The 23,197-nt window shown below is 70.7% G+C and carries 23 protein-coding genes; 9 read left to right on the top strand and 14 right to left on the bottom strand.

Annotated elements, in window-relative coordinates:
• Window positions 1-356: 356 nt before the first annotated feature.
• The 11 genes from dapD to OG776_RS30785 all read right to left on the bottom strand — a co-directional run bounded on the left by dapD (window position 357) and on the right by OG776_RS30785 (window position 9,395).
• Window positions 357-1,352 (bottom strand): 2,3,4,5-tetrahydropyridine-2,6-dicarboxylate N-succinyltransferase, encoded by a 996-nt coding sequence (gene dapD / locus OG776_RS30835; RefSeq protein ID WP_148013411.1) that lies wholly within the window; start codon window positions 1,350-1,352, stop codon window positions 357-359.
• A 242-nt stretch (window positions 1,353-1,594) separates the two neighbouring features.
• Entirely contained in the window at window positions 1,595-2,164 is a 570-nt protein-coding gene (locus OG776_RS30830) for a TetR/AcrR family transcriptional regulator (protein ID WP_329322877.1), read from the bottom strand.
• Window positions 2,164-2,484, bottom strand: coding sequence for a DMT family transporter (locus OG776_RS30825; protein ID WP_148013413.1), 321 nt, complete (start codon window positions 2,482-2,484; stop codon window positions 2,164-2,166). Before OG776_RS30825 ends, OG776_RS30830 begins: the two co-directional genes overlap by 1 nt.
• A gap of 262 nt (window positions 2,485-2,746) precedes the next feature.
• On the bottom strand, window positions 2,747-3,085 hold the full coding sequence (locus OG776_RS30820; protein ID WP_101405825.1) for a metal-sulfur cluster assembly factor: 339 nt from the start codon (window positions 3,083-3,085) through the stop codon (window positions 2,747-2,749).
• Window positions 3,082-3,546: a Fe-S cluster assembly sulfur transfer protein SufU gene (gene sufU, locus OG776_RS30815; RefSeq protein WP_148013414.1), complete on the bottom strand. Its 465-nt coding sequence runs from the start codon at window positions 3,544-3,546 to the stop codon at window positions 3,082-3,084. The genes OG776_RS30820 and sufU overlap by 4 nt, the downstream gene beginning before the upstream one ends.
• Window positions 3,547-3,561: 15 nt before the next feature.
• Window positions 3,562-4,818, bottom strand: a complete 1,257-nt coding sequence (locus tag OG776_RS30810) for a cysteine desulfurase (RefSeq protein WP_148013415.1) — start codon at window positions 4,816-4,818, stop codon at window positions 3,562-3,564.
• The gene (sufC, locus tag OG776_RS30805; protein WP_148013416.1) at window positions 4,815-5,579 is read right to left on the bottom strand and encodes a Fe-S cluster assembly ATPase SufC; all 765 of its coding nucleotides are present in this window, start codon (window positions 5,577-5,579) and stop codon (window positions 4,815-4,817) included. Before sufC ends, OG776_RS30810 begins: the two co-directional genes overlap by 4 nt.
• A gap of 7 nt (window positions 5,580-5,586) precedes the next feature.
• Window positions 5,587-5,916 carry a bifunctional 3-phenylpropionate/cinnamic acid dioxygenase ferredoxin subunit gene (locus OG776_RS30800; protein WP_148013417.1) on the bottom strand — a complete coding sequence of 110 codons (330 nt, stop codon included), beginning with the start codon at window positions 5,914-5,916 and terminating at the stop codon, window positions 5,587-5,589.
• Window positions 5,916-7,133, bottom strand: coding sequence for a Fe-S cluster assembly protein SufD (sufD, locus tag OG776_RS30795; protein WP_148013418.1), 1,218 nt, complete (start codon window positions 7,131-7,133; stop codon window positions 5,916-5,918). Before sufD ends, OG776_RS30800 begins: the two co-directional genes overlap by 1 nt.
• Window positions 7,134-7,221: 88 nt before the next feature.
• A complete protein-coding gene (sufB, locus tag OG776_RS30790) occupies window positions 7,222-8,646 on the bottom strand; it encodes a Fe-S cluster assembly protein SufB (RefSeq protein ID WP_148013419.1) in 1,425 nt (474 codons plus the stop codon).
• Window positions 8,643-9,395 (bottom strand): helix-turn-helix transcriptional regulator, encoded by a 753-nt coding sequence (locus OG776_RS30785; RefSeq protein ID WP_329322876.1) that lies wholly within the window; start codon window positions 9,393-9,395, stop codon window positions 8,643-8,645. The genes sufB and OG776_RS30785 overlap by 4 nt, the downstream gene beginning before the upstream one ends.
• Window positions 9,396-9,556: 161 nt before the next feature.
• Here OG776_RS30785 and OG776_RS30780 point away from each other — a divergent pair, with 161 nt between their 5' ends.
• The 4 genes from OG776_RS30780 (at window position 9,557) to OG776_RS30765 (ending at window position 13,243) form a co-directional block, all read left to right on the top strand.
• Window positions 9,557-10,408: an aminoglycoside N(3)-acetyltransferase gene (locus OG776_RS30780; RefSeq protein ID WP_329322875.1), complete on the top strand. Its 852-nt coding sequence runs from the start codon at window positions 9,557-9,559 to the stop codon at window positions 10,406-10,408.
• An 11-nt stretch (window positions 10,409-10,419) separates the two neighbouring features.
• Complete coding sequence (locus tag OG776_RS30775; RefSeq protein ID WP_148013421.1) at window positions 10,420-11,343, top strand: ABC transporter ATP-binding protein; 924 nt, start codon at window positions 10,420-10,422, stop codon at window positions 11,341-11,343.
• Entirely contained in the window at window positions 11,340-12,110 is a 771-nt protein-coding gene (locus OG776_RS30770; protein WP_148013422.1) for an ABC transporter permease, read from the top strand. The genes OG776_RS30775 and OG776_RS30770 overlap by 4 nt, the downstream gene beginning before the upstream one ends.
• Before the next feature lie 125 nt (window positions 12,111-12,235).
• Entirely contained in the window at window positions 12,236-13,243 is a 1,008-nt protein-coding gene (locus OG776_RS30765; protein ID WP_148013423.1) for a COX15/CtaA family protein, read from the top strand.
• A 137-nt stretch (window positions 13,244-13,380) separates the two neighbouring features.
• Here the strand turns inward: OG776_RS30765 and OG776_RS30760 are convergent, their stop codons facing one another.
• From OG776_RS30760 to OG776_RS30750, 3 genes are all read right to left on the bottom strand, one after another.
• Window positions 13,381-14,487, bottom strand: a complete 1,107-nt coding sequence (locus tag OG776_RS30760) for an amidohydrolase family protein (RefSeq protein ID WP_148013424.1) — start codon at window positions 14,485-14,487, stop codon at window positions 13,381-13,383.
• Between the two features lie 267 nt (window positions 14,488-14,754).
• The gene (locus tag OG776_RS30755; protein WP_329322874.1) at window positions 14,755-15,111 is read right to left on the bottom strand and encodes a hypothetical protein; all 357 of its coding nucleotides are present in this window, start codon (window positions 15,109-15,111) and stop codon (window positions 14,755-14,757) included.
• A gap of 101 nt (window positions 15,112-15,212) precedes the next feature.
• Window positions 15,213-16,166 carry a heme o synthase gene (locus tag OG776_RS30750; RefSeq protein WP_148014081.1) on the bottom strand — a complete coding sequence of 318 codons (954 nt, stop codon included), beginning with the start codon at window positions 16,164-16,166 and terminating at the stop codon, window positions 15,213-15,215.
• A gap of 379 nt (window positions 16,167-16,545) precedes the next feature.
• On the opposite strand from OG776_RS30750, the gene tkt reads away from it, so the two are divergent.
• The 5 genes from tkt to pgl are packed head-to-tail and all read left to right on the top strand — an operon-like array spanning window position 16,546 to window position 23,148.
• Window positions 16,546-18,633, top strand: coding sequence for a transketolase (gene tkt / locus OG776_RS30745; protein ID WP_148013426.1), 2,088 nt, complete (start codon window positions 16,546-16,548; stop codon window positions 18,631-18,633).
• 34 nt (window positions 18,634-18,667) lie between these two features.
• Window positions 18,668-19,786, top strand: coding sequence for a transaldolase (gene tal, locus OG776_RS30740; protein ID WP_148013427.1), 1,119 nt, complete (start codon window positions 18,668-18,670; stop codon window positions 19,784-19,786).
• 4 nt (window positions 19,787-19,790) lie between these two features.
• Window positions 19,791-21,314 (top strand): glucose-6-phosphate dehydrogenase, encoded by a 1,524-nt coding sequence (gene zwf, locus OG776_RS30735; RefSeq protein WP_148013428.1) that lies wholly within the window; start codon window positions 19,791-19,793, stop codon window positions 21,312-21,314.
• The gene (opcA, locus tag OG776_RS30730) at window positions 21,311-22,369 is read left to right on the top strand and encodes a glucose-6-phosphate dehydrogenase assembly protein OpcA (protein ID WP_148013429.1); all 1,059 of its coding nucleotides are present in this window, start codon (window positions 21,311-21,313) and stop codon (window positions 22,367-22,369) included. Before zwf ends, opcA begins: the two co-directional genes overlap by 4 nt.
• Window positions 22,366-23,148 (top strand): 6-phosphogluconolactonase, encoded by a 783-nt coding sequence (gene pgl, locus OG776_RS30725; protein WP_148013430.1) that lies wholly within the window; start codon window positions 22,366-22,368, stop codon window positions 23,146-23,148. Before opcA ends, pgl begins: the two co-directional genes overlap by 4 nt.
• Window positions 23,149-23,197: the final 49 nt, after the last annotated feature.

The following is a 23,197-nucleotide window of genomic DNA, read 5'->3' as shown; positions in this document are numbered from 1 at the left end:
GCAGAGCGCCCCGGGACCGGACGCGCTCTCCCGCTCCCTCCACCCTCTCGGCGTCACCGCCGAGGTCGTCGACCGGCACCTCGAACCGCACCCGCGGGAGCCCTCCGCGGCGTGCACGGGAGCCGGCCGACAGCACATGGACCGCTCGTCGGTCCGACGTCACCGGCTGGCCCTCAACCCGCGCCGCGAGCGAACCCGCGACGCGACTGTCTCCCTCGACGCACGAGCGCCCTCCCCGCCCTCGTCGGGGCCGTGGGAGGGCGCTCGTCGGTGACCAGCGCCGACAACTGGCGACGGGTGCAACGCAGTTCAGACCGGTGATCCAGCAGGCGGCCGCAACCCACGGCCGCCGAGGATCAGTTGTGGCTGTGCAGGATCTCGTTCAGGCCGTCCCACACCGCGTTGTTCGGTCGCGCCTCGACCGTTCCGGTGACCGAGTTGCGGCGGAAGAGGATGTTGGACGCGCCGGAGAGTTCGCGGGCCTTCACGATCTGTCCGTCCGGCATGGTCACGCGGGTGCCCGCGGTGACGTACAGGCCCGCCTCGACCACGCACTCGTCGCCGAGGGCGATGCCGACGCCGGCCTCCGCGCCGACCAGGCAGCGCTCGCCGATGGTGATGCGGACGTTGCCGCCGCCGGACAGGGTGCCCATGGTGGAGGCGCCCCCGCCGATGTCCGAGCCGTCACCGACCACGACACCTGCCGAGATGCGGCCCTCGACCATCGACGTGCCGAGGGTGCCCGCGTTGAAGTTCACGAAGCCCTCGTGCATCACGGTGGTGCCCTCGGCGAGGTGCGCGCCGAGCCGGACGCGGTCGGCGTCGGCGATGCGGACGCCCTTGGGCGCGACGTAATCCGTCATGCGCGGGAACTTGTCGACGGAGGTCACCTGGAGGTGCAGCCCCTCGGCGCGGGCGTTGAGCCGGACCTTCTCGATGTCGTCGACCGCGACCGGGCCGAGGGAGGTCCAGGCGACGTTGGCGAGGTGGCCGAAGATGCCGTCCAGGCTCTGCCCGTGCGGCCGGACGAGCCGGTGCGAGAGCAGGTGCAGTCGCAGGTAGGCGTCGTGCGCGTCGAGCGGCTTCTCGTCCAGCGAGGCGATGACCGTGCGGACCGCGACCACTTCGACGCCCCGGCGGGCGTCGGGCCCGATCGCCTTGGCGGCGCCTTCACCGAGCAGTTCGACGGCACGTTCGGCGGACAGCCGCTCGGTGCCGGCCGGGCCGGGTTCGGTGGACAGTTCGGGCGCGGGGAACCAGGTGTCGAGAACGGTGCCGTCGGCGGTGAGGGTGGCGAGGCCCGCGGCTACGGCGCCGGTGGTGCGCGGAGCGGTGGAAGTCGTGTCGGTCATGGGTGAAACCTAACGTGGCCCGGGCCGCGCGGGCCAACCGATGCCCCGCCGTCTCAGGTCCCGGGCGGACCGCACCGGCACCTCAGGCGCGCCGTGGCGCGCGGGGACGGGCCGTCACATCCGTCGTGGCGCGGGCGCGGGCGCCGATCGTCACGTCCGCCATGGCGCGTGGACGGGCCGTCACGTCCGCCAAGCCCCGCCGGGCTCCCCGCACATCTGCCGCAACGCACGTCGCCGCGGCCTCAGTCCCGGACCCCGTCCTGGGCGTCGCTCCCGCCGATCAGCCGGCTCAGCACTTCGCGCGCATACGTCTCGTCGTACGACCCTCCGGTCAGCAGCACCTGGAGGCAGATGCCGTCCACCAGGGCCACGAGCGCCCGGGCCGTGACGGTGTCGGTGCGGCGGGCGAGGGGGTCGGCCAGACCCTCGACCCAGGCCGCGGCGACGGGGCGCAGGGCGGGGCGGCGCAGGGCGGCGAGGTACAGCTCGTACTCCAGCTCGACCCCCGTACGGTCTCCGGCGAGCCACGCGCCCATGAGTCCGGCGAGTTCGCCCGCGAGGTCGACGTGGGGGTCCTCCAGCGCGCCGCGCGCGGCGACCATCTCGGCGAAGCCCTCGTTCGTCTGGCGCAGGGCCGCGACCATGAGTTCGTCGAGGGTCTTGAAGTGGTACGTGGTGGAGCCGAGCGGTACATCGGCCTCGGCGGCGACGGAGCGGTGGCTCAGTCCGGCGAGGCCCTTGCTGCCGACGACCCGGATCGCCGCGTCGATGATGCGCTGGCGTCGCTCGGGATCGTAGCGGCGCGTGGCCATCAGTGGGTCCCGCCCAGGTTCAGCACCACGACGCCGCCGATGATCAGCAGTATCCCGGCCACCTTGGTGGCGGTGAGCGCCTCCCCCAGGAAGAGCATGCCGATCGCGGCGATGACGGCGGTCCCGGCGCCGGCCCAGATCGCGTAGGCCGTGCCCACCTGGACGGTCTTGAGGCACTGGGCCAGCAGGAGGAAGGCGACCACGTAGCCGGTGGCGGTCACCAGTGACGGCCACAGTCTGCTGAAGCCCTCGCTGTACTTCATGGCGGTCGTGGCGGCCACCTCGGAGACGATGGCTCCGGCGAGCAGCAGATATCCCATGTGTACAAGAGTACACATCGATGCGTACGGTCGTACACAAGAGGGTTCGGAGGGTGGCGTCCGGGGCTCCCGGCCCCCCGGGCGGACTCGGTGTTCCGGATGGTGGACGGACCGGCCCGAGACCGGACGCCTGGGACCGGACCGGGAGCGGGCCGTCACGGCCGGGACCGAAACAGGTGTGGCCCCCGGCGGACTGCCGGGGGCCACACCTGTACGTGACGGGGGATGCCCGATCGGACGGACGACCGGGCGGGACGGACCGTCAGACGTTGAAGCCGAGCGCCCGAAGCTGCTCGCGGCCGTCGTCCGTGATCTTGTCCGGGCCCCACGGCGGCATCCACACCCAGTTGATGCGCAGTTCGTTGACGATGCCGTCGGTGGCGGACTTCGCCTGGTCCTCGATGACGTCGGTGAGCGGGCAGGCCGCGGACGTCAGCGTCATGTCGATCGTCGCGATGTTCGCGTCGTCGATGTGGATGCCGTAGATCAGGCCGAGGTTGACGACGTCGATGCCCAGTTCAGGGTCGACGACGTCGTACAGCGCCTCGCGGAGTTCCTCCTCCGAGGCCGGCTTCGTCGTCAGGGTCTCGTTCTCGCTCATGCCGTCTTCCTCTCGGCGCTCTCGCCCAGGGCCTGGGCGGTCGCGTCCTTCCACGCCATCCAGCTGAGGAGGGCGCACTTGACCCGGGCCGGGTACTTGGAGACACCGGCGAACGCGACCGCGTCCTCCAGCACCTCCTCCATCGCGTCGTCCGGCTCGATACGGCCCTTGGACTGCATCAGCTCCAGGAACGTCTCCTGGACCTTCTGCGCCTCGGACACGTCCTTGCCGACGAGCAGGTCGTTGAGCACGGACGCCGAGGCCTGGCTGATCGAGCAGCCCTGCCCCTCGTACGAGATGTCCGCGATCCGGTCGCCGTCGTACTTCACGCGCAGCGTGATCTCGTCACCGCACGTCGGGTTGACGTGGTGCACCTCGGCGTCGCCATCCCGCAAGCCCCGCCCGTGCGGGTGCTTGTAGTGGTCCAGGATGACTTCCTGGTACATCGAATCCAGCTTCACGATCCAGCCAGCCCCTCAGCCGAAGAAGTTCCGGACGTGCTCCAGGCCGTCGACCAGAGCGTCGATCTCGGCCGGCGTGGAGTACAGGTAGAACGACGCTCGCGTGGTCGCAGGAATTCCGTACCGCAGGCAGACCGGGCGGGCGCAGTGATGTCCGACCCGCACCGCGATGCCCTGCTCGTCCAGGACCTGGCCCACGTCGTGCGGGTGGATGTCACCCAGCGTGAACGAGATCGCCGCGCCGCGGTCCTCGGCCGTGGTCGGGCCGATGATGCGCAGGTCGGGGACCGCGGTGAGCCGCTTCACCGCGTACTCGGTGAGCGCGTGCTCGTGGGCGAGGATCTTGTCCATGCCGATGGAGTTCAGGTAGTCGATGGCCGCGCCGAGACCGATCGCCTGGGCGATCGGCGGGGTGCCCGCCTCGAACTTGTGAGGTGCCGGGGCGTAGGTCGACGAGTGCATCGACACCGTCTCGATCATCTCGCCGCCGCCCAGGAACGGGGGCAGGTCCTCCAGCAGCTCCTGGCGGCCCCAGAGGACGCCGATGCCGGTCGGGCCGCACATCTTGTGGCCGGTGAAGGCCACGAAGTCGGCCTGGAGGGCCTGGACGTCCAGCGGCATGTGCGGAGCGGCCTGGGAGGCGTCGATGCAGACCAGCGCGCCGACCTCCTGGGCGCGGCGCACTATCGCCTCGACCGGGTTCACGGTGCCCAGGATGTTCGACACCAGCACGAAGGAGACGATCTTCGTCTTCTCGGTGATGATCTCGTCGATGTTCGACAGGTCGAGACGGCCGTCGTCGGTCAGGCCGAACCACTTCAGCTTCGCGCCCGTGCGCTGCGCGAGCAGCTGCCAGGGGACGATGTTGGAGTGGTGCTCCATCTCCGTGATGACGATCTCGGTCTCGTGGTCGACCCGGTAGGGCTCGTCGGCCCAGCCGAGCATGTTGGCCACGAGGTTGAGCGACTCGGAGGCGTTCTTGGTGAAGATCACCTCGTCGCGGCTCGGCGCGTTGACGAACGCGGCGACCTTGTCGCGCGCGCCCTCGTACAGCGCCGTGGCCTCCTCGGCGAGCACATGCACACCGCGGTGGACGTTGGCGTTGTACCGCTCGTAGTAACCACTGAGGGCGTCCAGCACCTGGCGCGGCTTCTGCGAGGTCGCCGCGTTGTCCAGGTACACGAGCTTCCTGCCGTCGTGGACCTGTCGGTCCAGGATGGGGAAGTCCTTGCGGATCGCCTCGGTGTCGAGGAGGCCCGGCAGCTGCGTCACGCTGATACGCCACCCTTCGTGTAGGCCTCGTAGCCCTCGTTCTCCAGCTTGTCGGCGAGCTCGGCACCGCCGGACTCGACGATGCGGCCGCCGGAGAAGACGTGGACGAAGTCGGGCTTGATGTAGCGCAGGATGCGCGTGTAGTGCGTGATGAGCAGGGTGCCCACCTCGCCGGTCTCGCGGACGCGGTTCACGCCCTCGGACACGATGCGCAGGGCGTCGACGTCCAGGCCGGAGTCCGTCTCGTCGAGGATCGCGATCTTCGGCTTGAGGAGCTCCAGCTGGAGGATCTCGTGGCGCTTCTTCTCACCGCCGGAGAAGCCCTCGTTCACGTTGCGCTCGGCGAAGGAGGGGTCCATGGAGAGGCGCTCCATGGTCTCCTTGACCTCCTTGACCCAGGTACGCAGCTTGGGGGCCTCGCCGCGGACGGCGGTGGCGGAGGTGCGCAGGAAGTTGGAGACCGAGACACCGGGGATCTCGACCGGGTACTGCATCGCCAGGAAGAGGCCGGCGCGGGCGCGCTCGTCGACGGACATCTCCAGGACGTCCTCGCCGTCGAGGGTCACGGTGCCACTGGTGATCGTGTACTTCGGGTGGCCCGCGAGGGAGTAGGCGAGGGTCGACTTGCCAGAGCCGTTGGGGCCCATGATGGCGTGGGTCTCGCCCTGCCGGACGGTGAGGTCGACGCCCTTGAGGATCTCCTTCGTGGCGTTGTCGGCCTCGACGGTGACGTGCAGGTCGTGGATTTCAAGCGTAGCCATGGGTTCCTCAGGACTCCTGGGAGAGGGAGACGAGCACGTCGTCCCCTTCGATCTTTACGGGGTAAACGGGGACGGGGCGCGTCGCGGGAAGGCCGGACGGTTTGCCGGTGCGGAGGTCGAACGCGGAGCCGTGCAGCCAGCACTCGATCTGACAGTCCTCCACCTCGCCCTCGGAGAGCGAGACGTTCGCGTGCGAGCAGATGTCGTTGATCGCGAACACCTCCCCCTCGGTCTTCACGACCGAGACCGGCGTGCCGTCGAGTTCCACCCGCTTCGGGGTGTCCTCCTCCAGCTCGCTCAGCCCACAGGCGCGTACGAACGTCGTCGAGGCGCTCATCAGACGGACGCCTCCAGCTCCTCGTCGATCTTCACGAGAAGCCGTTCCTCGATGTCGTCGACGCCGATCTGCTGGACCAGCTCGGCGAAGAAGCCGCGCACGACGAGCCGACGGGCCTCGTCGGCCGGGATACCGCGGGCCATCAGGTAGAAGAGCTGCTCGTCGTCGAAGCGGCCGGTGGCGGAGGCGTGACCGGCGCCGACGATCTCGCCCGTCTCGATCTCCAGGTTCGGCACGGAGTCGACGCGGGCGCCGTCGGTCAGAACCAGGTTGCGGTTCATCTCGTAGGTGTCCGTGCCCTCGGCCTTGGCCTCGATCAGGACGTCGCCGATCCACACCGCGTGGGCGCCGTCACCCTGGAGCGCGCCCTTGTACATGACGTTGGACTTGCAGTGCGGGGTGTTGTGGTCCACCAGGAGGCGGTGCTCCTGGTGCTGCCCGGCGTCCGTGAAGTACAGGCCGAACAGCTCGGCCTCGCCGCCGGTGCCCGCGTAGGCGACCCGCGGGTGCAGGCGTACGACGTCGCCGCCGAAGGTGACCACGAACGACTTGAAGGTGGCGTCGCGGCCGATGAGGGCGTTGTGCTGGCCCACGTGCACGGCGCTGTCGTCCCAGTCCTGGACGGAGACGACGGTGAGCTTGGCCCCGTCGCCGAGCACGAAGTCGACGTTGGCGGCGAGCACCGCGTCGCCCGTGTGGTCGATGACCACGACGGCCTCGGCGAAGGCTCCGAGCTCGACGACCTGGTGGCCGTAGGCGACCCCGCCCTGACCGTGCACGGCGATGCGGATCGGCTCGGTGAGCACCGTCTCCTTGGGGACGGTGACGACACCGGCCTTCTCGAACGCCGAGTACGCCTGGGCGGCGACGCGGTCGACCGGGGTGCCGGCCGTGCCCAGCCGGGCGTCGTCGCGGCCGACGGTCTCCACGAGGACGCCCTCGGGCGCCTCGATGTCGACCTTCACACCGTCGCCGGTGGCGACCGCGGTGCCGTCGTGCAGGCCCCGCAGGCGCTCCAGCGGGGTGAAGCGCCATTCCTCCTCACGGCCGTGGGGGACGGGGAAGTCCGCCACGTCGAAGGACGGGGGCGCGCTCATGCGGGTGGCGACGGTCGACTCGGCGGCCACCGCGATCTGCCCGGCGGTGGTGGAACCCAGCGGTGGGGGTCCCCCCGCCCGAACGGAGTTGAGGGTGGGGGAGTTCTGAGCCTCGGCCATGGCTGTCGGTCTGCTCTCTTTCCTGCGTCGGTGGAGATCCTGGGCCCGCCGGGGGAGGCGGGCCACCAGCTGTTTCGGAAGGCGGTGCTTAGCCGACCGCGCCTTCCATCTGCAGCTCGATCAGCCGGTTGAGTTCGAGGGCGTACTCCATCGGGAGCTCCTTGGCGATCGGCTCGACGAAGCCGCGCACGATCATCGCCATGGCCTCGAACTCGGTCATGCCGCGGCTCATCAGGTAGAAGAGCTGGTCCTCGGAGACCTTGGAGACGGTCGCCTCGTGACCCATGGACACGTCGTCCTCACGGACGTCCACGTAGGGGTACGTGTCCGAGCGGGAGATCGTGTCGACGAGCAGCGCGTCGCACAGCACGTTGGACTTCGAGCCGTGGGCGCCCTCGCCGATCTCGACCAGACCGCGGTACGAGGTCCGGCCACCGCCGCGCGCCACCGACTTGGAGACGATGTTCGACGAGGTGTTCGGCGCCATGTGGACCATCTTGGAGCCGGCGTCCTGGTGCTGGCCCTCGCCCGCGAAGGCGATGGACAGGGTCTCGCCCTTGGCGTGCTCGCCCATCAGGTAGACGGCCGGGTACTTCATGGTGACCTTGGAGCCGATGTTGCCGTCGATCCACTCCATGGTCGCGCCCTCGTACGCCACGGCGCGCTTGGTGACCAGGTTGTAGACGTTGTTCGACCAGTTCTGGATGGTCGTGTAACGGCAGCGGGCGCCCTTCTTCACGATGATCTCGACGACCGCGGAGTGCAGGGAGTCCGACTTGTAGATCGGCGCGGTGCAGCCCTCGACGTAGTGGACGTAGGCGTCCTCGTCGACGATGATCAGCGTCCGCTCGAACTGGCCCATGTTCTCCGTGTTGATGCGGAAGTAGGCCTGGAGCGGGATCTCGACGTGCACGCCCTTCGGCACGTAGATGAAGGAGCCGCCGGACCACACCGCGGTGTTCAGCGACGCGAACTTGTTGTCGCCGACCGGGATGACCGTGCCGAAGTACTCCTTGAAGAGCTCCGGGTGCTCCTTGAGCGCGGTGTCGGTGTCCAGGAAGATGACGCCCTGCTCCTCCAGGTCCTCGCGGATCTGGTGGTAGACGACCTCGGACTCGTACTGCGCCGCGACACCGGCGACGAGGCGCTGCTTCTCCGCCTCCGGGATGCCGAGCTTGTCGTACGTGTTCTTGATGTCCTCGGGCAGGTCCTCCCAGGACTCCGCCTGCTTCTCCGTGGAGCGCACGAAGTACTTGATGTTGTCGAAGTCGATGCCCGACAGGTCCGAGCCCCAGTTGGGCATGGGCTTCTTCTCGAACAGGCGCAGGCCCTTGAGGCGGAGCTTGGTCATCCACTCCGGCTCGTTCTTCTTGGCCGAGATGTCGCGGACGACGTCCTCGTTGATGCCGCGCTTGGCAGAGGCACCGGCCACGTCGGAGTCGGCCCAGCCGTATTCGTACGTACCCAGTCCCTCGAGCTCGGGGTGGGCAGTCTCCTCGATGGGGAGCGTCATGCGGGGTTCCTCCCGGCGGTGCTTGCAGATGCGTGGGGATCGCGCTGATCGGACTTGGAAATCTTGGGGATGAACGTCGTGCACACACCGTCGCCGTGGGCGATGGTGGCCAGTCGCTGGACATGCGTGCCGAGCAGCTGGGAGAAGAACTCGGTCTCCGCCTCGCACAGCTGCGGGAACTGCTCGGCGACATGCGCGACCGGGCAGTGGTGCTGGCAGAGCTGCTCGCCGACCGGTGCGCTACGCGCCGTAGCAGCGTACCCGTCCGCGCTCAGGGCCTTGGCCAACGCTTCGGTGCGTCCCTCGGGGGGCGCGGAGCCGATGGCCTCGCGGTACGCCTCCGCCTGGGCGGCGATGCGGGCGCGGGCGAAGGCGACGACCGCCTCGTCCCCGCCCTCACGCTCCGCGATCCAGCGCAGGGCGTCCGCGGCGAGCGTGTCGTAGGACTGGTCGAAGGCGTCCCGGCCGCAGTCGGTCAGGGCGAACACCTTGGCGGGCCGGCCGCGCGTCCGTGCGCCGTAGACCCGCTGCTCACGTGCTTCCACGACGTCGTCGGCGACGAGCGCGTCGAGGTGGCGGCGCACGGCGGCCTGGGTCAGCCCCAGCCGTCCCGCGAGGTCGGCCACCGTCGACGGGCCGTGGTCCAGGATGGACCGCGCGACCCGGTTGCGGGTGGACCGCTCACCGGTCGCGAGTTCCTCCTGCGGGGCCCCCGTGGGGGTCTCCCGAGCCTCGCCAACGTTTTTCACAACGCCATTGTTGCGTAATTCCTCAGGGCCTGACAAGCCGCGTCCCGAGGGGCGGACGGTGCGCTGCATCACTTAGGTATACCTAAGCTGACCTGCGGAAACGATCTTCGGCCGGGCAGAGGGGTGGCATCCCGGCGAGGTCTCCGGGAAACTCGCCAGGCATGTCGACACCCCTTCCCACCGGCCCTCTCGTCACCCGGGGCAGCCTCGCCGCCGAGCTGCGCGCCCTCGGCGTACGCCCCGGGGAGGCACTCCTCGTGCACTCCTCGCTCCGGTCCCTCGGATGGGTCAGCGGCGGACCCGTCGCGGTCGTCCAGAGCCTGCTCGACGCGCTGGGTCCCGACGGCACGCTGGTGGTCCCCACACAGTCCGGCGACCTGTCCGACCCGGCCCTGTGGAGCCGTCCGCCGGTGCCCGAGGAGTGGTGGCCCGCCATCCGGGCGACGATGCCCGCCTACGACCCCCTCGTCACCCCCAGCCACGGACTCGGCGTGATCCCGGAGACGGTCCGCACCTGGCCCGGCGCCCTGCGCAGCGCGCACCCGCACACCTCCTTCGCGGCGCTCGGTCCACGGGCGGCCGAGATCGTCGACGGGCACGCCCCGGACTGCCGGCTGGGCGAGCGCAGCCCGCTGGCCCGGCTGGAGGCCCTCGGCGCCCGGGTGCTCCTGCTCGGCTCGGGCTACGACACGTGCACCAGCTTCCACCTCGCCGAGTACCGGATACCGGCGCCGCTCGTCGAGGTGGGACGCCCGGTACGGACGGAAGGGGGAGCGACCCGGTGGGAGGTGGTCATGGAGGTCGCCATCGACTCCGACCGCTTCGACCAGCTGGGTGCCGACTTCGAGCGGGACCGCCCCGTCGTGCGCGGGCGGGTGGGCGCCGCCGACGTCCGCCTGTTCCCGGTCGCGGACGCGGTGGCGTACGCGGAGCGCTGGCTCGCGCTGCACCGCCCCGGTGCGCCCTTCCCCGATGCGGCCCCCGGCGCCCGCCGCCACCGGACACGTCCCTAGACTTGCTCCTCATGCGAAGCGACCCCGTGGTCCAGGTCCAGGCCCTGGTGAAGCGCTACGGCACGAAGACCGCGGTGGACGGCCTCGACCTGGTGGCCGGGGCGGGCGTCACCGCCGTCCTCGGTCCCAACGGCGCCGGCAAGACGACCACGGTCGAGACCTGCGAGGGGTACCGGAGGCCGGATTCCGGCACGGTGCGCGTCCTGGGCCTCGACCCGGTGAGACAGTCCCGCGAGCTGCACACCCGTATCGGGGTGATGCTCCAGTCCGGAGGGGTGTACTCCGGCGCGCGGGCCGACGAGATGCTCCGGCACGTGGCGAAACTGCACGCCCGCCCGCTGGACGTCGACGCGCTCATCACGCGCCTGGGTCTCGACGGCTGCGGCCGCACCACCTACCGGCGGCTGTCCGGCGGCCAGCAGCAGCGGCTCGCGCTCGCGATGGCCGTGGTCGGCCGCCCCGAACTGGTCTTCCTCGACGAGCCGACCGCGGGCCTCGACCCGCAGGCCCGCCGTGCCACCTGGGACCTGGTCCGCGACCTGCGGGACGACGGGGTCTCCGTCATCCTCACCACGCACCACATGGACGAGGCCGAGCAGCTCGCCGACGACGTCGCGATCATCGACGCGGGCAGGGTCGTCGCCCAGGGCTCCCCGGAGGAGCTGTGCCGCGGCGGCGCCGAGAACACCCTGCGGTTCAGCGGCCGCCCCGGCCTCGACGTGGGCTCCCTGCTCAAGGCCCTCCCGGCGGACTGCACGGCGGCCGAGCTGACCCCCGGCTCCTACCGGGTGGGCGGGAAGGTCGATCCGCAGCTGCTGGCCACCGTCACTTCCTGGTGCGCCCAGCACGGGGTGATGCCGGAGAAGATCTCCGTCGAACGGCACACCCTCGAAGACGTGTTTCTGGAACTGACCGGCAGGGAGCTGCGTTCATGACCACCGCCGGCACCTACACCCCGAGCCCGGGGGCGGCCCCGCTCCCCCGCATGATCGGCGCGCAGGCCGCGCTCGAGACGAGGATGCTGCTGCGCAACGGCGAGCAGCTCCTGCTCACGGTCGTCATCCCGGCGCTCCTGCTGGTCCTGTTCGGCTCGGTGGACATCGTCGACACCGGCAAGGGCAAGGCCGTCGACTTCCTGACCCCCGGCATCCTGGCGCTCGCGGTGATGTCGACGGCCTTCACCGGCCAGGCCATCGCCACGGGCTTCGAGCGGCGCTACGGGGTCCTGAAGCGGCTGGCCGCCTCGCCGCTCCCCCGTTGGGGCCTGATGACCGCGAAGACGGCGTCGGTGCTGGTCACGGAGATCCTCCAGGTCGTCCTGCTGACGGCGATCGCCTTCGCGCTGGGCTGGTCGCCGCACGGCGGCCCGGCCGCCGTCCTGCTCCTGCTGGTCCTCGGCACGGCCGCGTTCTCCGGGCTCGGCCTGCTGATGGCCGGCACGCTGAAGGCGGAGGCGACCCTGGCCGCCGCGAACCTGGTGTTCCTGCTGCTGCTGGTGGGCGGCGGAGTGGTCGTCCCGATGGACAAGTTCCCCGCCGGCGTCCAGGACGTGCTGGGTCTGCTGCCGATCTCGGCGCTCTCGGACGGCCTGCGGGACGTGCTCCAGCACGGCGCGGGCATGCCGTGGGGCGACCTCGGGATCCTGGCCGTCTGGGCGGTCGTCGCGCTGACGGCCGCGGCACGCTTCTTCCGCTGGGAGTGACGGCCCGCGCGGGCCGGGCGCCAGGCCGCGGCGAGGGCCCCGCGTGGTCCGCGGCAGGCCCGTGAGCTGCGACGCGCGGGACTGCCCGGGGCCCTCGTGAAGGCGTGCACAAGCGGCCGCCTACGATGGGGGCCGTGCCAAACGTGACCCGAGCCGACGCCGTAGCCCTCGTGCGCAACCCGCTCGCCCTCATCGCCGAACGCTGGACCCCGACCCCGCGGACGGTGCGCCGCGCGGCGCTCGCCGCGCTGGTCATGTCCGTGGTCATCGTGGTCACGGGCGGCGCGGTACGGCTGACCGGCTCGGGGCTCGGCTGCCCGACCTGGCCCAAGTGCACCGACGACTCGCTCACCGCGACGAGCGCGATGGGCTTCCACGGGGTCATCGAGTTCACCAACCGCATGCTGACCTACGTGCTGTGCGCCGCGGTCGGCTGGGCGATCATCGCCGCGCGTTCCGAGAAGCCGTGGCGGCGCGACCTCACCCGGCTCGGCTGGGCGCAGTTCTGGATCGTCATGAGCAACGCGGTCCTCGGGGGCATCGTCGTCCTGGTCGGCCTCAACCCGTACACGGTCGCCGCGCACTTCCTGCTCTCGACCGCGCTCATCACCGTCGCCGCGGTGATGTGGCAGCGCACCCGTGAGGGGTCCGCCGCGCCGCGCCCGCTCGTCGGCAAGGCGGTGCAGCAGCTCGTGTGGTGCCTGGTCGCCGCGACCGTGCTGCTGATCGCCCTCGGCACGGTGGTGACGGGCGCGGGTCCGCACGCGGGCGACTCCAGCGAGGTCGACCGGATGCACGTGAGCTGGGAGAACGTCGCCAAGCTGCACGCCGTGCTGGCCTGGATCGTGGTCACGCTGACCTTCGCGCTGTGGTTCGTCCTCAAGGCGGTCGACGCCCCCAGGGGCCCGCTGGACCGGACCCGCGACCTCTTCGTGATCCTGCTCGGGCAGGGTGTCATCGGTTACGTCCAGTACTTCACGGACCTTCCCGAGGCGCTGGTCGGGCTGCACATGCTCGGCTCGTGCCTGGTGTGGATCGGCGTGCTGCGCGTCCTGCTGTCCCTGCGCGAGCGGCCCGCCCACGGGGCCGACCTGCCGGGACCGGCCGCGGAGTCGGCGCTCACCCGCGCGTGAGCGGTCGGTGGGCGCCCACGGGCGCCCACCCTGGCCCGCCTCCGCTCGGCCCCCGCGTCCGGCGAGCCGTGCGGCGCCGACGGCCCGGCCCGGACGCCCTCCCGCGGCCCGTCACGGCACCCCGTCGTCACGGCGTGTCACCGCACCCCGTACACCCGTCGCGCGTTCTCCGCCGCGATCAGCCCGGCCACCCGCTGCGCGTCCGCCGGTGACCAGGCACCCTCCGCGACCCAGGTGCCGAGCACCCGGGTCAGCGCCTCGCGGAAGAGACGGGCGCCGACCACATGGAGTTCGGGCAGGCCGTGCGCTCCGCTGGAGAAGAGGAGCTTGCCGAAGGGCGCGAGCTCCAGGATCTCGGAGAGGACGGCCGCGGCGCGGGCCCCGGTGCGCACCAGCGCGGCGCCCAGGTCGGCGTACACGTGCGGGAAGACCCCGGCGAGGTGCGCCGCGTGCCGGTGGTACGGATAGCCGTGCAGCAGCACCAGGTCGGTGCCGAGACCGGCCGTGGCGCGCGCGAAGTCGGTGAGCAGGACGGGGTCGGTGCGGTCGATCCGCAGCCCCGGTTCGCCGAGGCCCGCGTGGAGCTGCAGGGGCAGTCCCGAGGCGACCGCGATCCACAGCAGATGGCGCAGCAGGACGGGGTCGCTGAGCGCCCCGCCGACCCGTCGGTCCGCGAGCCACCGGCCCGCCGCACCCCGTACCTCGCCTGGCCCGGGGGGTTCGGGAGCGAGGGCGAGGCCGTGCCGTCCGCCCGCCACCGAGGTGAAGGCGACGGCGTTCGCGGCGGCTCCGTGGACCGACTCGGCGAGATTGGCGAGGAAGGACTCGACGGTGCCGGAGGTGTCCGCGACCTGTTCCGCCAGCAGTTCCAGACGGACGATCTCGTGGGCGTCGGCGGCCCCGGTGGAGGCCATCTCGCCCGGCCCGGTCAGGTCGCCGGGAAGTCCGGTGTCCACGAGGAAGGTGGTGACGCCGCTGCCGCGCAGCAGCCTGCGGCCCGCTTCCAGGACGCCGAGTTCGCGCCGCCGGGCGAGATAGCGGGCGGGCGGGCAGTGCGGCTCCAGGTCGAGCAGGGGCGGGCACCAGCGGCGTACCGCGAAGCCGGTCTGGGTGTCGAAGAGCGTGGTGCCGGGGGCCGGGGGCCCCTCGGTTCTGGCGAGGTGGGCCTCGAAGGTGCCGAGGCCCAGCTCCGTCCTCAGCACCCCGTGGCAGTACTGGTCCACCAGGGACGGCGTTTCGATCATCCGGACTCCCCCGCGACTGGACCGAGCTTTCTCAGGTCCTAACGGGTGAGCCGGGTGTCAGGTGTTGGTCGCCCGCGCTCCCGGCGCGTCGCTCCACCGTTCGTACGAGCGGGCGACCGCCGGCGGCACGGACCCCGTACCCCGTGGGCGCCCGGGACCGGCGGCCCGCGGGTGCCGTTCACGGCGCCGGCCGGGAGCTCCGTACGCGCGGACCCGGTATCGGCCGATCGGGTGAGGCCGCGCCCTGGGACACCTCACCCGTACGGGTCAGTCGTTGCGCGGGCCACCCACCTGGATCCCCGCCATCCGCTTCCACTCGTACGGCCCGGTCCGCACCTTCGCGGCGAACTCCCCGTCGAACTCCTGGTGAACGGTGATGCCCGCGTTCTTCACGGCTTCCTCGGCGATCGCGTAGCTCGGCGCCACCAGATCGCCCCATTCGCCGTCCTCGCCGACGAGCACGATGCGCGCGCCGCGCTCCCCGATGTACGCCACCTGGCCCTCGGCCCCGCCGTGCGCGCCGGCGAAGGCGCGGATCTGCTTTGCGAGCCGGGCCGCCTTGCGCTCGGCGCCGGTGTCCCGGGGGGTGCCGGTGGTCTCGTCAGTCTGCTCGGTGTCTGCCATGGCCAGGATGCTACCGACGGGTAGATCGAACGGCGACGGGCGGGGTGCGTGGCCTTGACCACGCGCCCCGCCCGTCGGCGGAAAGACTTTGCGTACACGGCCTAGCGGAGGAAGGGGTCCACCGCGACGGCCACGAAGAGGATCGACACATAGGTGATCGACCAGTGGAACAGCCGCATCTCCTTGAGCTTCCCGCCGGTCACCTCGGCCTTGGCGCGGTTCTGCAGACCGTGCGCCTCCCACAGCCAGAACCCGCCGGCGCCCAACGCGACCGCCGTGTAGAACCAGCCGGTGTAGCCGAGCGGGGTGAGCAGCAGCGAGACCGCGACCATCACCCAGCTGTAGATGACGATCTGGCGGGCGACCACCTTGTTGGAGGCGACCACCGGCAGCATCGGCACGCCGACGCGCGCGTAGTCGTCCTTGACCTTCATGGACAGCGGCCAGTAGTGCGGCGGCGTCCAGAAGAACATGACGAGGAAGAGGATGACGGGCGCCCAGGAGAGGGAGTCCGTGACGGACGACCAGCCGATGAGGACCGGGAGACAGCCCGCGATGCCGCCCCAGACGATGTTCTGGGACGTACGCCGCTTGAGGAGCATCGTGTAGACGACGACGTAGAAGAGGAGCGCTCCGAGTGACAGCCACGCGGACAGCCAGTTGACGGTCAGCCCGAACAGCAGTGTCGAGACGACCGCCAGCGTGATGCCGAAGGCCAGGCACTCCCGAGGACTGACCATGCCGGTCACCAGGGGACGCTGCGAGGTCCGCTCCATCAGGGCGTCGATGTCACGGTCGATGTACATGTTGAGCGCGTTGGCGCCGCCCGCGGACAGATAGCCGCCGAGGCAGGTGAGCAGGACCAGCCCGAGGTCCGGTACACCCTGCTGGGCCAGGAACATCACCGGAACGGTGGTGATCAGGAGCAGTTCGATGATTCGTGGCTTGGTGAGCGCCACGAACGCCTTGACACGGGCCCCGAACGGCCGGTGGCTTGGGCTGCTGCTCGTCCCGAGCACCCCCGCTGGACGGGATTCGACGGCCGTCACGCACACCCCTGACAGAGACATCCCAGCAAGCCCCCGGGTGTGAACTCCCCGTAAAGGCTCGCGCGTACCACGCCACTGTAGACGTTGCCCAGACCCCGGCCTTCGCGGGGGTGGGGTCGTGTTGAGCCCACCCGCACCACCTCCCCGGCGACGCTCGCGCAACGGGCGTCGGGTGGCTCGATTGAGCACTCTTACGAGCGGCTCCGTATTCAGTTGCCGAAGACGGAACTGACCGGTCGGGAGGCGGATTCCGCCGAGTCCCGGCAGTCTGGAATGACTCGAAAAAACGCAGGTACCTACGGGGGTAGGCTCGACAACGGCCGGTGGGCGCCCAGTGCACCGGCATTCGACATGCGTGACATGTGGAGAGGAGCCCTGACCCAGGGTGAGCACCAAGCCGACCACCACAGACCTCGAGTGGACCGAGTTGGACCAGCGGGCCGTCGACACCGCCCGTGTCCTGGCCGCCGATGCCGTACAGAAGGTCGGCAACGGCCATCCCGGTACGGCGATGAGTCTGGCGCCTGCCGCGTACACCCTCTTCCAGAAGGTGATGCGGCACGACCCGGCGGATCCCGACTGGACCGGACGCGACCGCTTCGTACTGTCCGCCGGCCATTCGTCCCTGACCCTCTACACGCAGCTCTACCTGGCCGGGTTCGGCCTGGAGCTGGACGACCTGGAGTCCTTCCGCACCTGGGGCTCGCGCACTCCGGGCCACCCCGAGTACGGACACACCCCCGGCGTGGAGACCACGACGGGCCCGCTGGGCCAGGGTGTCGCCAACGCGGTGGGCTTCGCGATGGCCTCGCGATACGAGCGCGGTCTGTTCGACCCGGACACGCCGCAGGGCGAGTCCCCGTTCGACCACTTCATCTACTGCATCGCCGGTGACGGCTGCCTCCAGGAGGGCATCTCCGCGGAGGCGTCCTCCATGGCCGGGCACCAGGAGCTCGGCAACCTGATCCTGCTGTGGGACGACAACCACATCTCGATCGAGGGCGACACGGAGACGGCGGTCTCCGAGGACACCGTCAAGCGGTACGAGGCCTACGGCTGGCACGTGCAGCGGGTGGCCCCGAAGCCGGACGGCGACCTCGACCCGCACGCCATCTACAACGCGATCCAGGCCGCCAAGCTGGTGACCGACAAGCCGTCGTTCATCGCGATGCGGTCGATCATCGCCTGGCCCGCCCCGAACGCGCAGAACACCGAGGCCGCGCACGGCTCGGCGCTGGGCGACGACGAGGTCGCGGCGACCAAGCGGGTGCTGGGCTTCGACCCGGAGCTGTCCTTCGCGGTGGCCGACGAGGTCCTCGCCCACACCCGTCAGGCGCTCGACCGGGGCCGTGAGCAGCGGGCCGAGTGGGAGAAGGGCTACCAGGAGTGGCGCGCCGCCCAGCCCGCGCGCGCGGCCGAGTTCGACCGCATCGCCGCGTGCGAGCTGCCCGAGGGCTGGGAGGACAAGCTCCCGGCGTTCGAGACCGGCAAGGGTGTCGCGACCCGTGCCGCGTCCGGCAAGGTGCTCCAGGCGCTCGGCGCGGTCATCCCCGAGCTGTGGGGCGGCTCCGCCGACCTTGCGGGCTCGAACAACACGACGATCGACAAGAACTCCTCGTTCCTGCCGGCCGACAACCCGCTGCCGGGCGCGAACCCGTACGGGCGAACGATCCACTTCGGTATCCGCGAGCACTCCATGGCCGCGGAGATGAACGGGATCACGCTGCACGGCAACACCCGCGTCTACGGCGGCACCTTCCTGACGTTCTCCGACTACATGCGCAACTCGGTGCGGCTGTCCGCGCTGATGCACCTGCCGGTCACCTACGTCTGGACGCACGACTCGATCGGCCTCGGCGAGGACGGTCCGACCCACCAGCCGGTCGAGCACATCGCCTCGCTGCGCGCCATCCCCGGCCTCAACGTCGTCCGTCCCGCGGACGCCAACGAGACGGCGATCGCCTGGCGGGAGATCCTCAAGCGCTACACCAAGGTGTTCGGCGAGGGCGCCCCGCACGGCCTCGCGCTGACCCGGCAGGGTGTGCCGACCTACGACCGGGACGAGAACGCCGCGAAGGGCGGCTACGTCCTGTTCGAGGCGGAGGGCGGCGAGCCCGAGGTCATCCTCATCGCCACCGGTTCCGAGGTGCACGTGGCCGTGGAGGCGCGCGAGCAGCTCCAGGCCGACGGTGTGCCGACGCGGGTCGTCTCGATGCCCTGTGTGGAGTGGTTCGACGAGCAGGACCAGGCCTACCGGGACAGCGTGCTGCCGCCGTCGGTGCGGGCGCGGGTCTCGGTCGAGGCCGGTATCGGTCTGACCTGGCACCGGTTCGTCGGAGACGCGGGACGCATTGTTTCGCTGGAGCACTTCGGTGCTTCCGCCGACGGCAAGGTGCTCTTCCGCGAGTACGGCTTCACTGCCGAGAACGTCGCCGCCGCCGCCCGGGAATCGATCGCCGCAGCCCAGCTCTGACGCTGACATACGACACGTAGGAGATGCATTTTCCATGACAGACGCACTCAAGCGCCTCTCCGAGGAAGGCGTCGCGATCTGGCTGGACGACCTGTCGCGCAAGCGGATCACGTCCGGCAACCTCGCCGAACTGATCGACCAGCAGCACGTCGTGGGCGTCACCACCAACCCGTCGATCTTCCAGAAGGCGATCAGCAGCGGCGACGGCTACGAGCAGCAGCTCGCCGACCTGGCCGCGCGCAAGGTCACCGTCGAAGAGGCCATCCGCATGATCACGACGGCGGACGTCCGGGACGCCGCCGACATCCTGCGCCCGGTCTTCGACGCGACGCAGGGCCAGGACGGCCGGGTCTCCATCGAGGTCGACCCGCGCCTGGCCCACGACACCACCGCGACGGTCGCCGAGGCCAAGCAGCTGGCCTGGCTGGTGGACCGCCCCAACACGCTCATCAAGATCCCGGCGACCAGGGCGGGCCTGCCCGCGATCACCGAGGTCATCGGCAGGGGCATCAGCGTCAACGTCACGCTGATCTTCTCGCTGGAGCGCTACCGCGAGGTCATGGACGCCTACCTGGCGGGCCTGGAGAAGGCGAAGGCCGCGGGCCTGGACCTCTCCAAGATCCACTCGGTGGCGTCCTTCTTCGTGTCCCGGGTGGACACCGAGATCGACAAGCGGCTCGACGCCCTGGGCACCCCCGAGGCCAAGGCCGCCCGCGGCAAGGCCGCCCTGGCCAACGCCCGGCTCGCCTACGAGGCGTACGAGGAGGTCTTCTCCTCGGAGCGCTGGGCCGCCCTCGACAAGGCGCAGGCGAACAAGCAGCGTCCGCTGTGGGCGTCGACCGGTGTGAAGGACCCGGCGTACAAGGACACCCTGTACGTCGACGACCTGGTGGCGCCGAACACGGTGAACACCATGCCGGAGGCCACCCTGCAGGCCACCGAGGACCACGGCGGGATCACCGGCAACACCATCGCCGGTACGTACGAGCAGTCCCGGGCCGAGCTCGACGCGGTCGAGAAGCTCGGGATCTCGTACGACGACGTGGTCCAGCTCCTCGAGGACGAGGGCGTCGAGAAGTTCGCGGCGTCCTGGAACGACCTGCTCAAGTCCACAGAGGCGGAGCTCAAGCGCCTCGCCCCTTCGGAGGGCTGAAACCTTGTCGAGCAGCAACCCGCTGCGTGACCCCGCAGACCGACGGCTCCCGCGCATCGCGGGACCGTCGGGCCTGGTCATCTTCGGCGTCACGGGCGATTTGTCACGTAAAAAGCTGATGCCCGCCGTGTACGACCTCGCCAATCGCGGACTGCTGCCGCCGGGCTTCTCGCTCGTCGGTTTCGCGCGCCGCGAGTGGAAGAACGAGGACTTCGCCCAGGAGGTCCACGACGCCGTCAAGGAACACGCCCGTACGGAGTTCCGCGAGGAGGTCTGGCAGCAGCTCATCCAGGGGATGCGCTTCGTCCAGGGCACCTTCGACGACGACGACGCGTTCGAGCGGCTGCGCGCCACGATCGAGGAGCTGGACAAGGCGCAGGGGACGGGCGGCAACTTCGCCTTCTACCTCTCCGTGCCGCCGTCCGCGTTCCCGGTGGTCATCAAGCAGCTGAAGAAGCACCACCTGGCCGACCAGTCGAACGGCTCCTGGCGGCGCGCGGTCATCGAGAAGCCCTTCGGGCACGACCTGAAGTCGGCCGAGGACCTCAACGCGATCGTGCACGAGGTCTTCGCCTCGGACCAGGTCTTCCGGATCGACCACTACCTCGGCAAGGAGACCGTCCAGAACATCCTGGCGCTCCGCTTCGCCAACACGATGTTCGAGCCGATCTGGAACCGGTCCTTCGTCGACCATGTGCAGATCACCATGGCCGAGGACATCGGCATCGGCGGCCGGGCCGGCTACTACGACGGCATCGGCGCGGCCCGTGACGTCATCCAGAACCACCTGCTCCAGCTGATGGCGCTGACCGCCATGGAGGAGCCCGCGTCGTTCGACGCGGACGCGCTCGCCGCCGAGAAGACCAAGGTGCTCGGCGCGGTCCGGATCCCGAAGGACCTGGGCCGCGACACCGTCCGCGGGCAGTACGCGGCCGGCTGGCAGGGCGGCGAGAAGGCCGTCGGCTACCTCCAGGAAGACGGCATCGACGCCAAGTCGAAGACCGACACCTACGCGGCCATCAAGGTCGAGGTCGACAACCGCCGCTGGGCGGGCGTCCCCTTCTACCTGCGGACCGGCAAGCGTCTGGGCCGGCGGGTCACCGAGATCGCGGTGGTCTTCCAGCGCGCTCCGCACTCCCCCTTCGACCACACGGCGACGGAGGAGCTGGGCCAGAACGCGATCGTCATCCGTGTCCAGCCCGACGAGGGCATCACGGTCCGCTTCGGCTCGAAGGTGCCCGGCACCTCCATGGAGATCCGGGACGTCTCGATGGACTTCGCCTACGGCGAGTCGTTCACCGAGTCCAGCCCGGAGGCGTACGAGCGGCTCATCCTCGATGTGCTGCTCGGCGACTCGAACCTCTTCCCGCGCACCGAGGAGGTCGAGCTGTCCTGGAAGATCCTCGACCCGATCGAGCGGTACTGGGACAAGCACGGCAAGCCCGCGCAGTACCCCTCGGGCACCTGGGGCCCCGTCGAGGCGGACGAAATGCTCGAACGAGACGGACGGAGCTGGCGTCGCCCATGAAGATAGACCTCACCGACTCCACTGCCAGCAAGATCAACAAGGCGCTCGTGCAGGGCCGCCGGGCCATCGGCACCCCCGCGGTCGGCATGGTCCTGACCCTCGTCATCGTCACCGACGAGGAGAACGCCTACGACGCCCTGAAGGCCGCCAACGAGGCGTCCCGCGAGCACCCCTCGCGCACCCTCGTGGTCATCAGGCGTGTCTCGCGCTCGCCCCGCGACCGCACAAAGTCGCGCCTGGACGCCGAGGTGCGGCTCGGCGCGGAGGCGGGCACCGGCGAGACCGTCGTGCTCCGTCTCTACGGCGAGGTGGTCGACCACGCCGACTCGGTCGTCCTGCCCCTGCTGCTGCCCGACGCGCCGGTCGTCGTCTGGTGGCCGGTGAACTCGCCGCTCGACCCGGCGAAGGACCCGCTGGGCGCGCTGGCCCAGCGCCGGGTCACGGACACCTACGCGGCCGAGGCGCCGGTACGGGAGCTCAACGCCCGCGCCGACGCCTACGCCCCCGGGGACACCGACCTCTCCTGGACCCGCATCACCCCGTGGCGCTCGATGCTGGCCGCGGCCCTGGACCAGGTCGTCTGCGACGTGAGCGCGGTCGAGGTGGAGGGCGAGGAGTTCAACCCGAGCTGCGAGCTGCTCGCCATGTGGCTCGCGGACCGGCTGAACGTCCCGGTCACGCGGTCGCAGTCGGCCGGCCCCGGCCTCACGGCCGTCCGGATGCAGACCACCTGCGGTCCGATCGTCCTGGACCGTGCCGACGGCTCCCTCGCCACGCTGTCCATCGACGGCCAGCCCGACCGTGCCGTGGCGCTCAAGCGCCGCGACACGTCCGAGCTGATCGCGGAGGAGCTGCGCCGGCTCGACCCGGACGACACGTACGCCTCGGCGCTGCGGTACGGGGTGGACCGGCTGAACGCCTCGTCGGGCGAGTCCTCCGGCCAGACCGCGGCTCCGGCCGGCACGGCGGTCAAGGCCGCCGCCAAGGCACCGGCGAAGAAGGCCGCGGCCGGGACCGGCGCCTCGGCCACGGCCAAGAAGGCGGCCTCCAAGTGATCACTCCGCAGCTTGTCGTGCACCGCGACAAGGAGCTGATGGCCCAGGCCGCGGCGGCCCGGCTGATCACCAAGGTCGTGGACGCGCAGGCCTCGCGCGGCTACGCCTCGGTGGTCCTGACCGGCGGGCGCAACGGCAACGGGCTCCTCGCGGCGCTCGCGGCCGCGCCCGCCCGGGACGCCGTCGACTGGGGCCGTCTCGACCTGTGGTGGGGTGACGAGCGGTTCCTGCCCGCGGGCGACCCGGAACGGAACGACACCCAGGCCCGTGCGGCACTGCTCGACGCGGTGCCGCTGGACCCGGCGCGGGTGCACCCGATGCCGGCGTCCGACGGCCTGTACGGCGCGGACGCGGACGCGGCGGCCGAGGCGTACGCCGCCGAGCTCGCGAAGAACGCCGGTCCGGAGAACCACGGTCAGGTCCCGAGCTTCGACGTCCTGATGCTGGGCGTCGGCCCGGACACGCACGTGGCGTCGCTCTTCCCCGAGCTGCCCGCGGTGCGCGAGACGGAGCGGACGGTGGTGGGTGTGCACGGCGCGCCGAAGCCCCCGCCGACCCGGATCTCGCTCACGCTGCCCGCGATCCGCTCGGCCCGTGAGGTGTGGCTGCTCGCGGCGGGCGAGGACAAGGCGCAGGCCGCGGCGATCGCCCTGTCGGGCGCGGGTGAGGTACAGGCCCCGGCGGCGGGCGCCCACGGGCGCTCGCGGACGCTGTGGCTGCTGGACGCGGCGGCCGCTTCCCAGCTGCCGCGCTCGCTGTATCCGCCGGCTTCGGCCTGAGCCGGACGGACCGGGGCCGCGGGGCGTCTCACGCCCTCACGGCCCCGGT

This window comes from Streptomyces sp. NBC_01689, from assembly GCF_036250675.1.
Lineage (GTDB): Bacteria > Actinomycetota > Actinomycetes > Streptomycetales > Streptomycetaceae > Streptomyces.
This window is presented reverse-complemented; position numbering and strand designations above follow the sequence as displayed.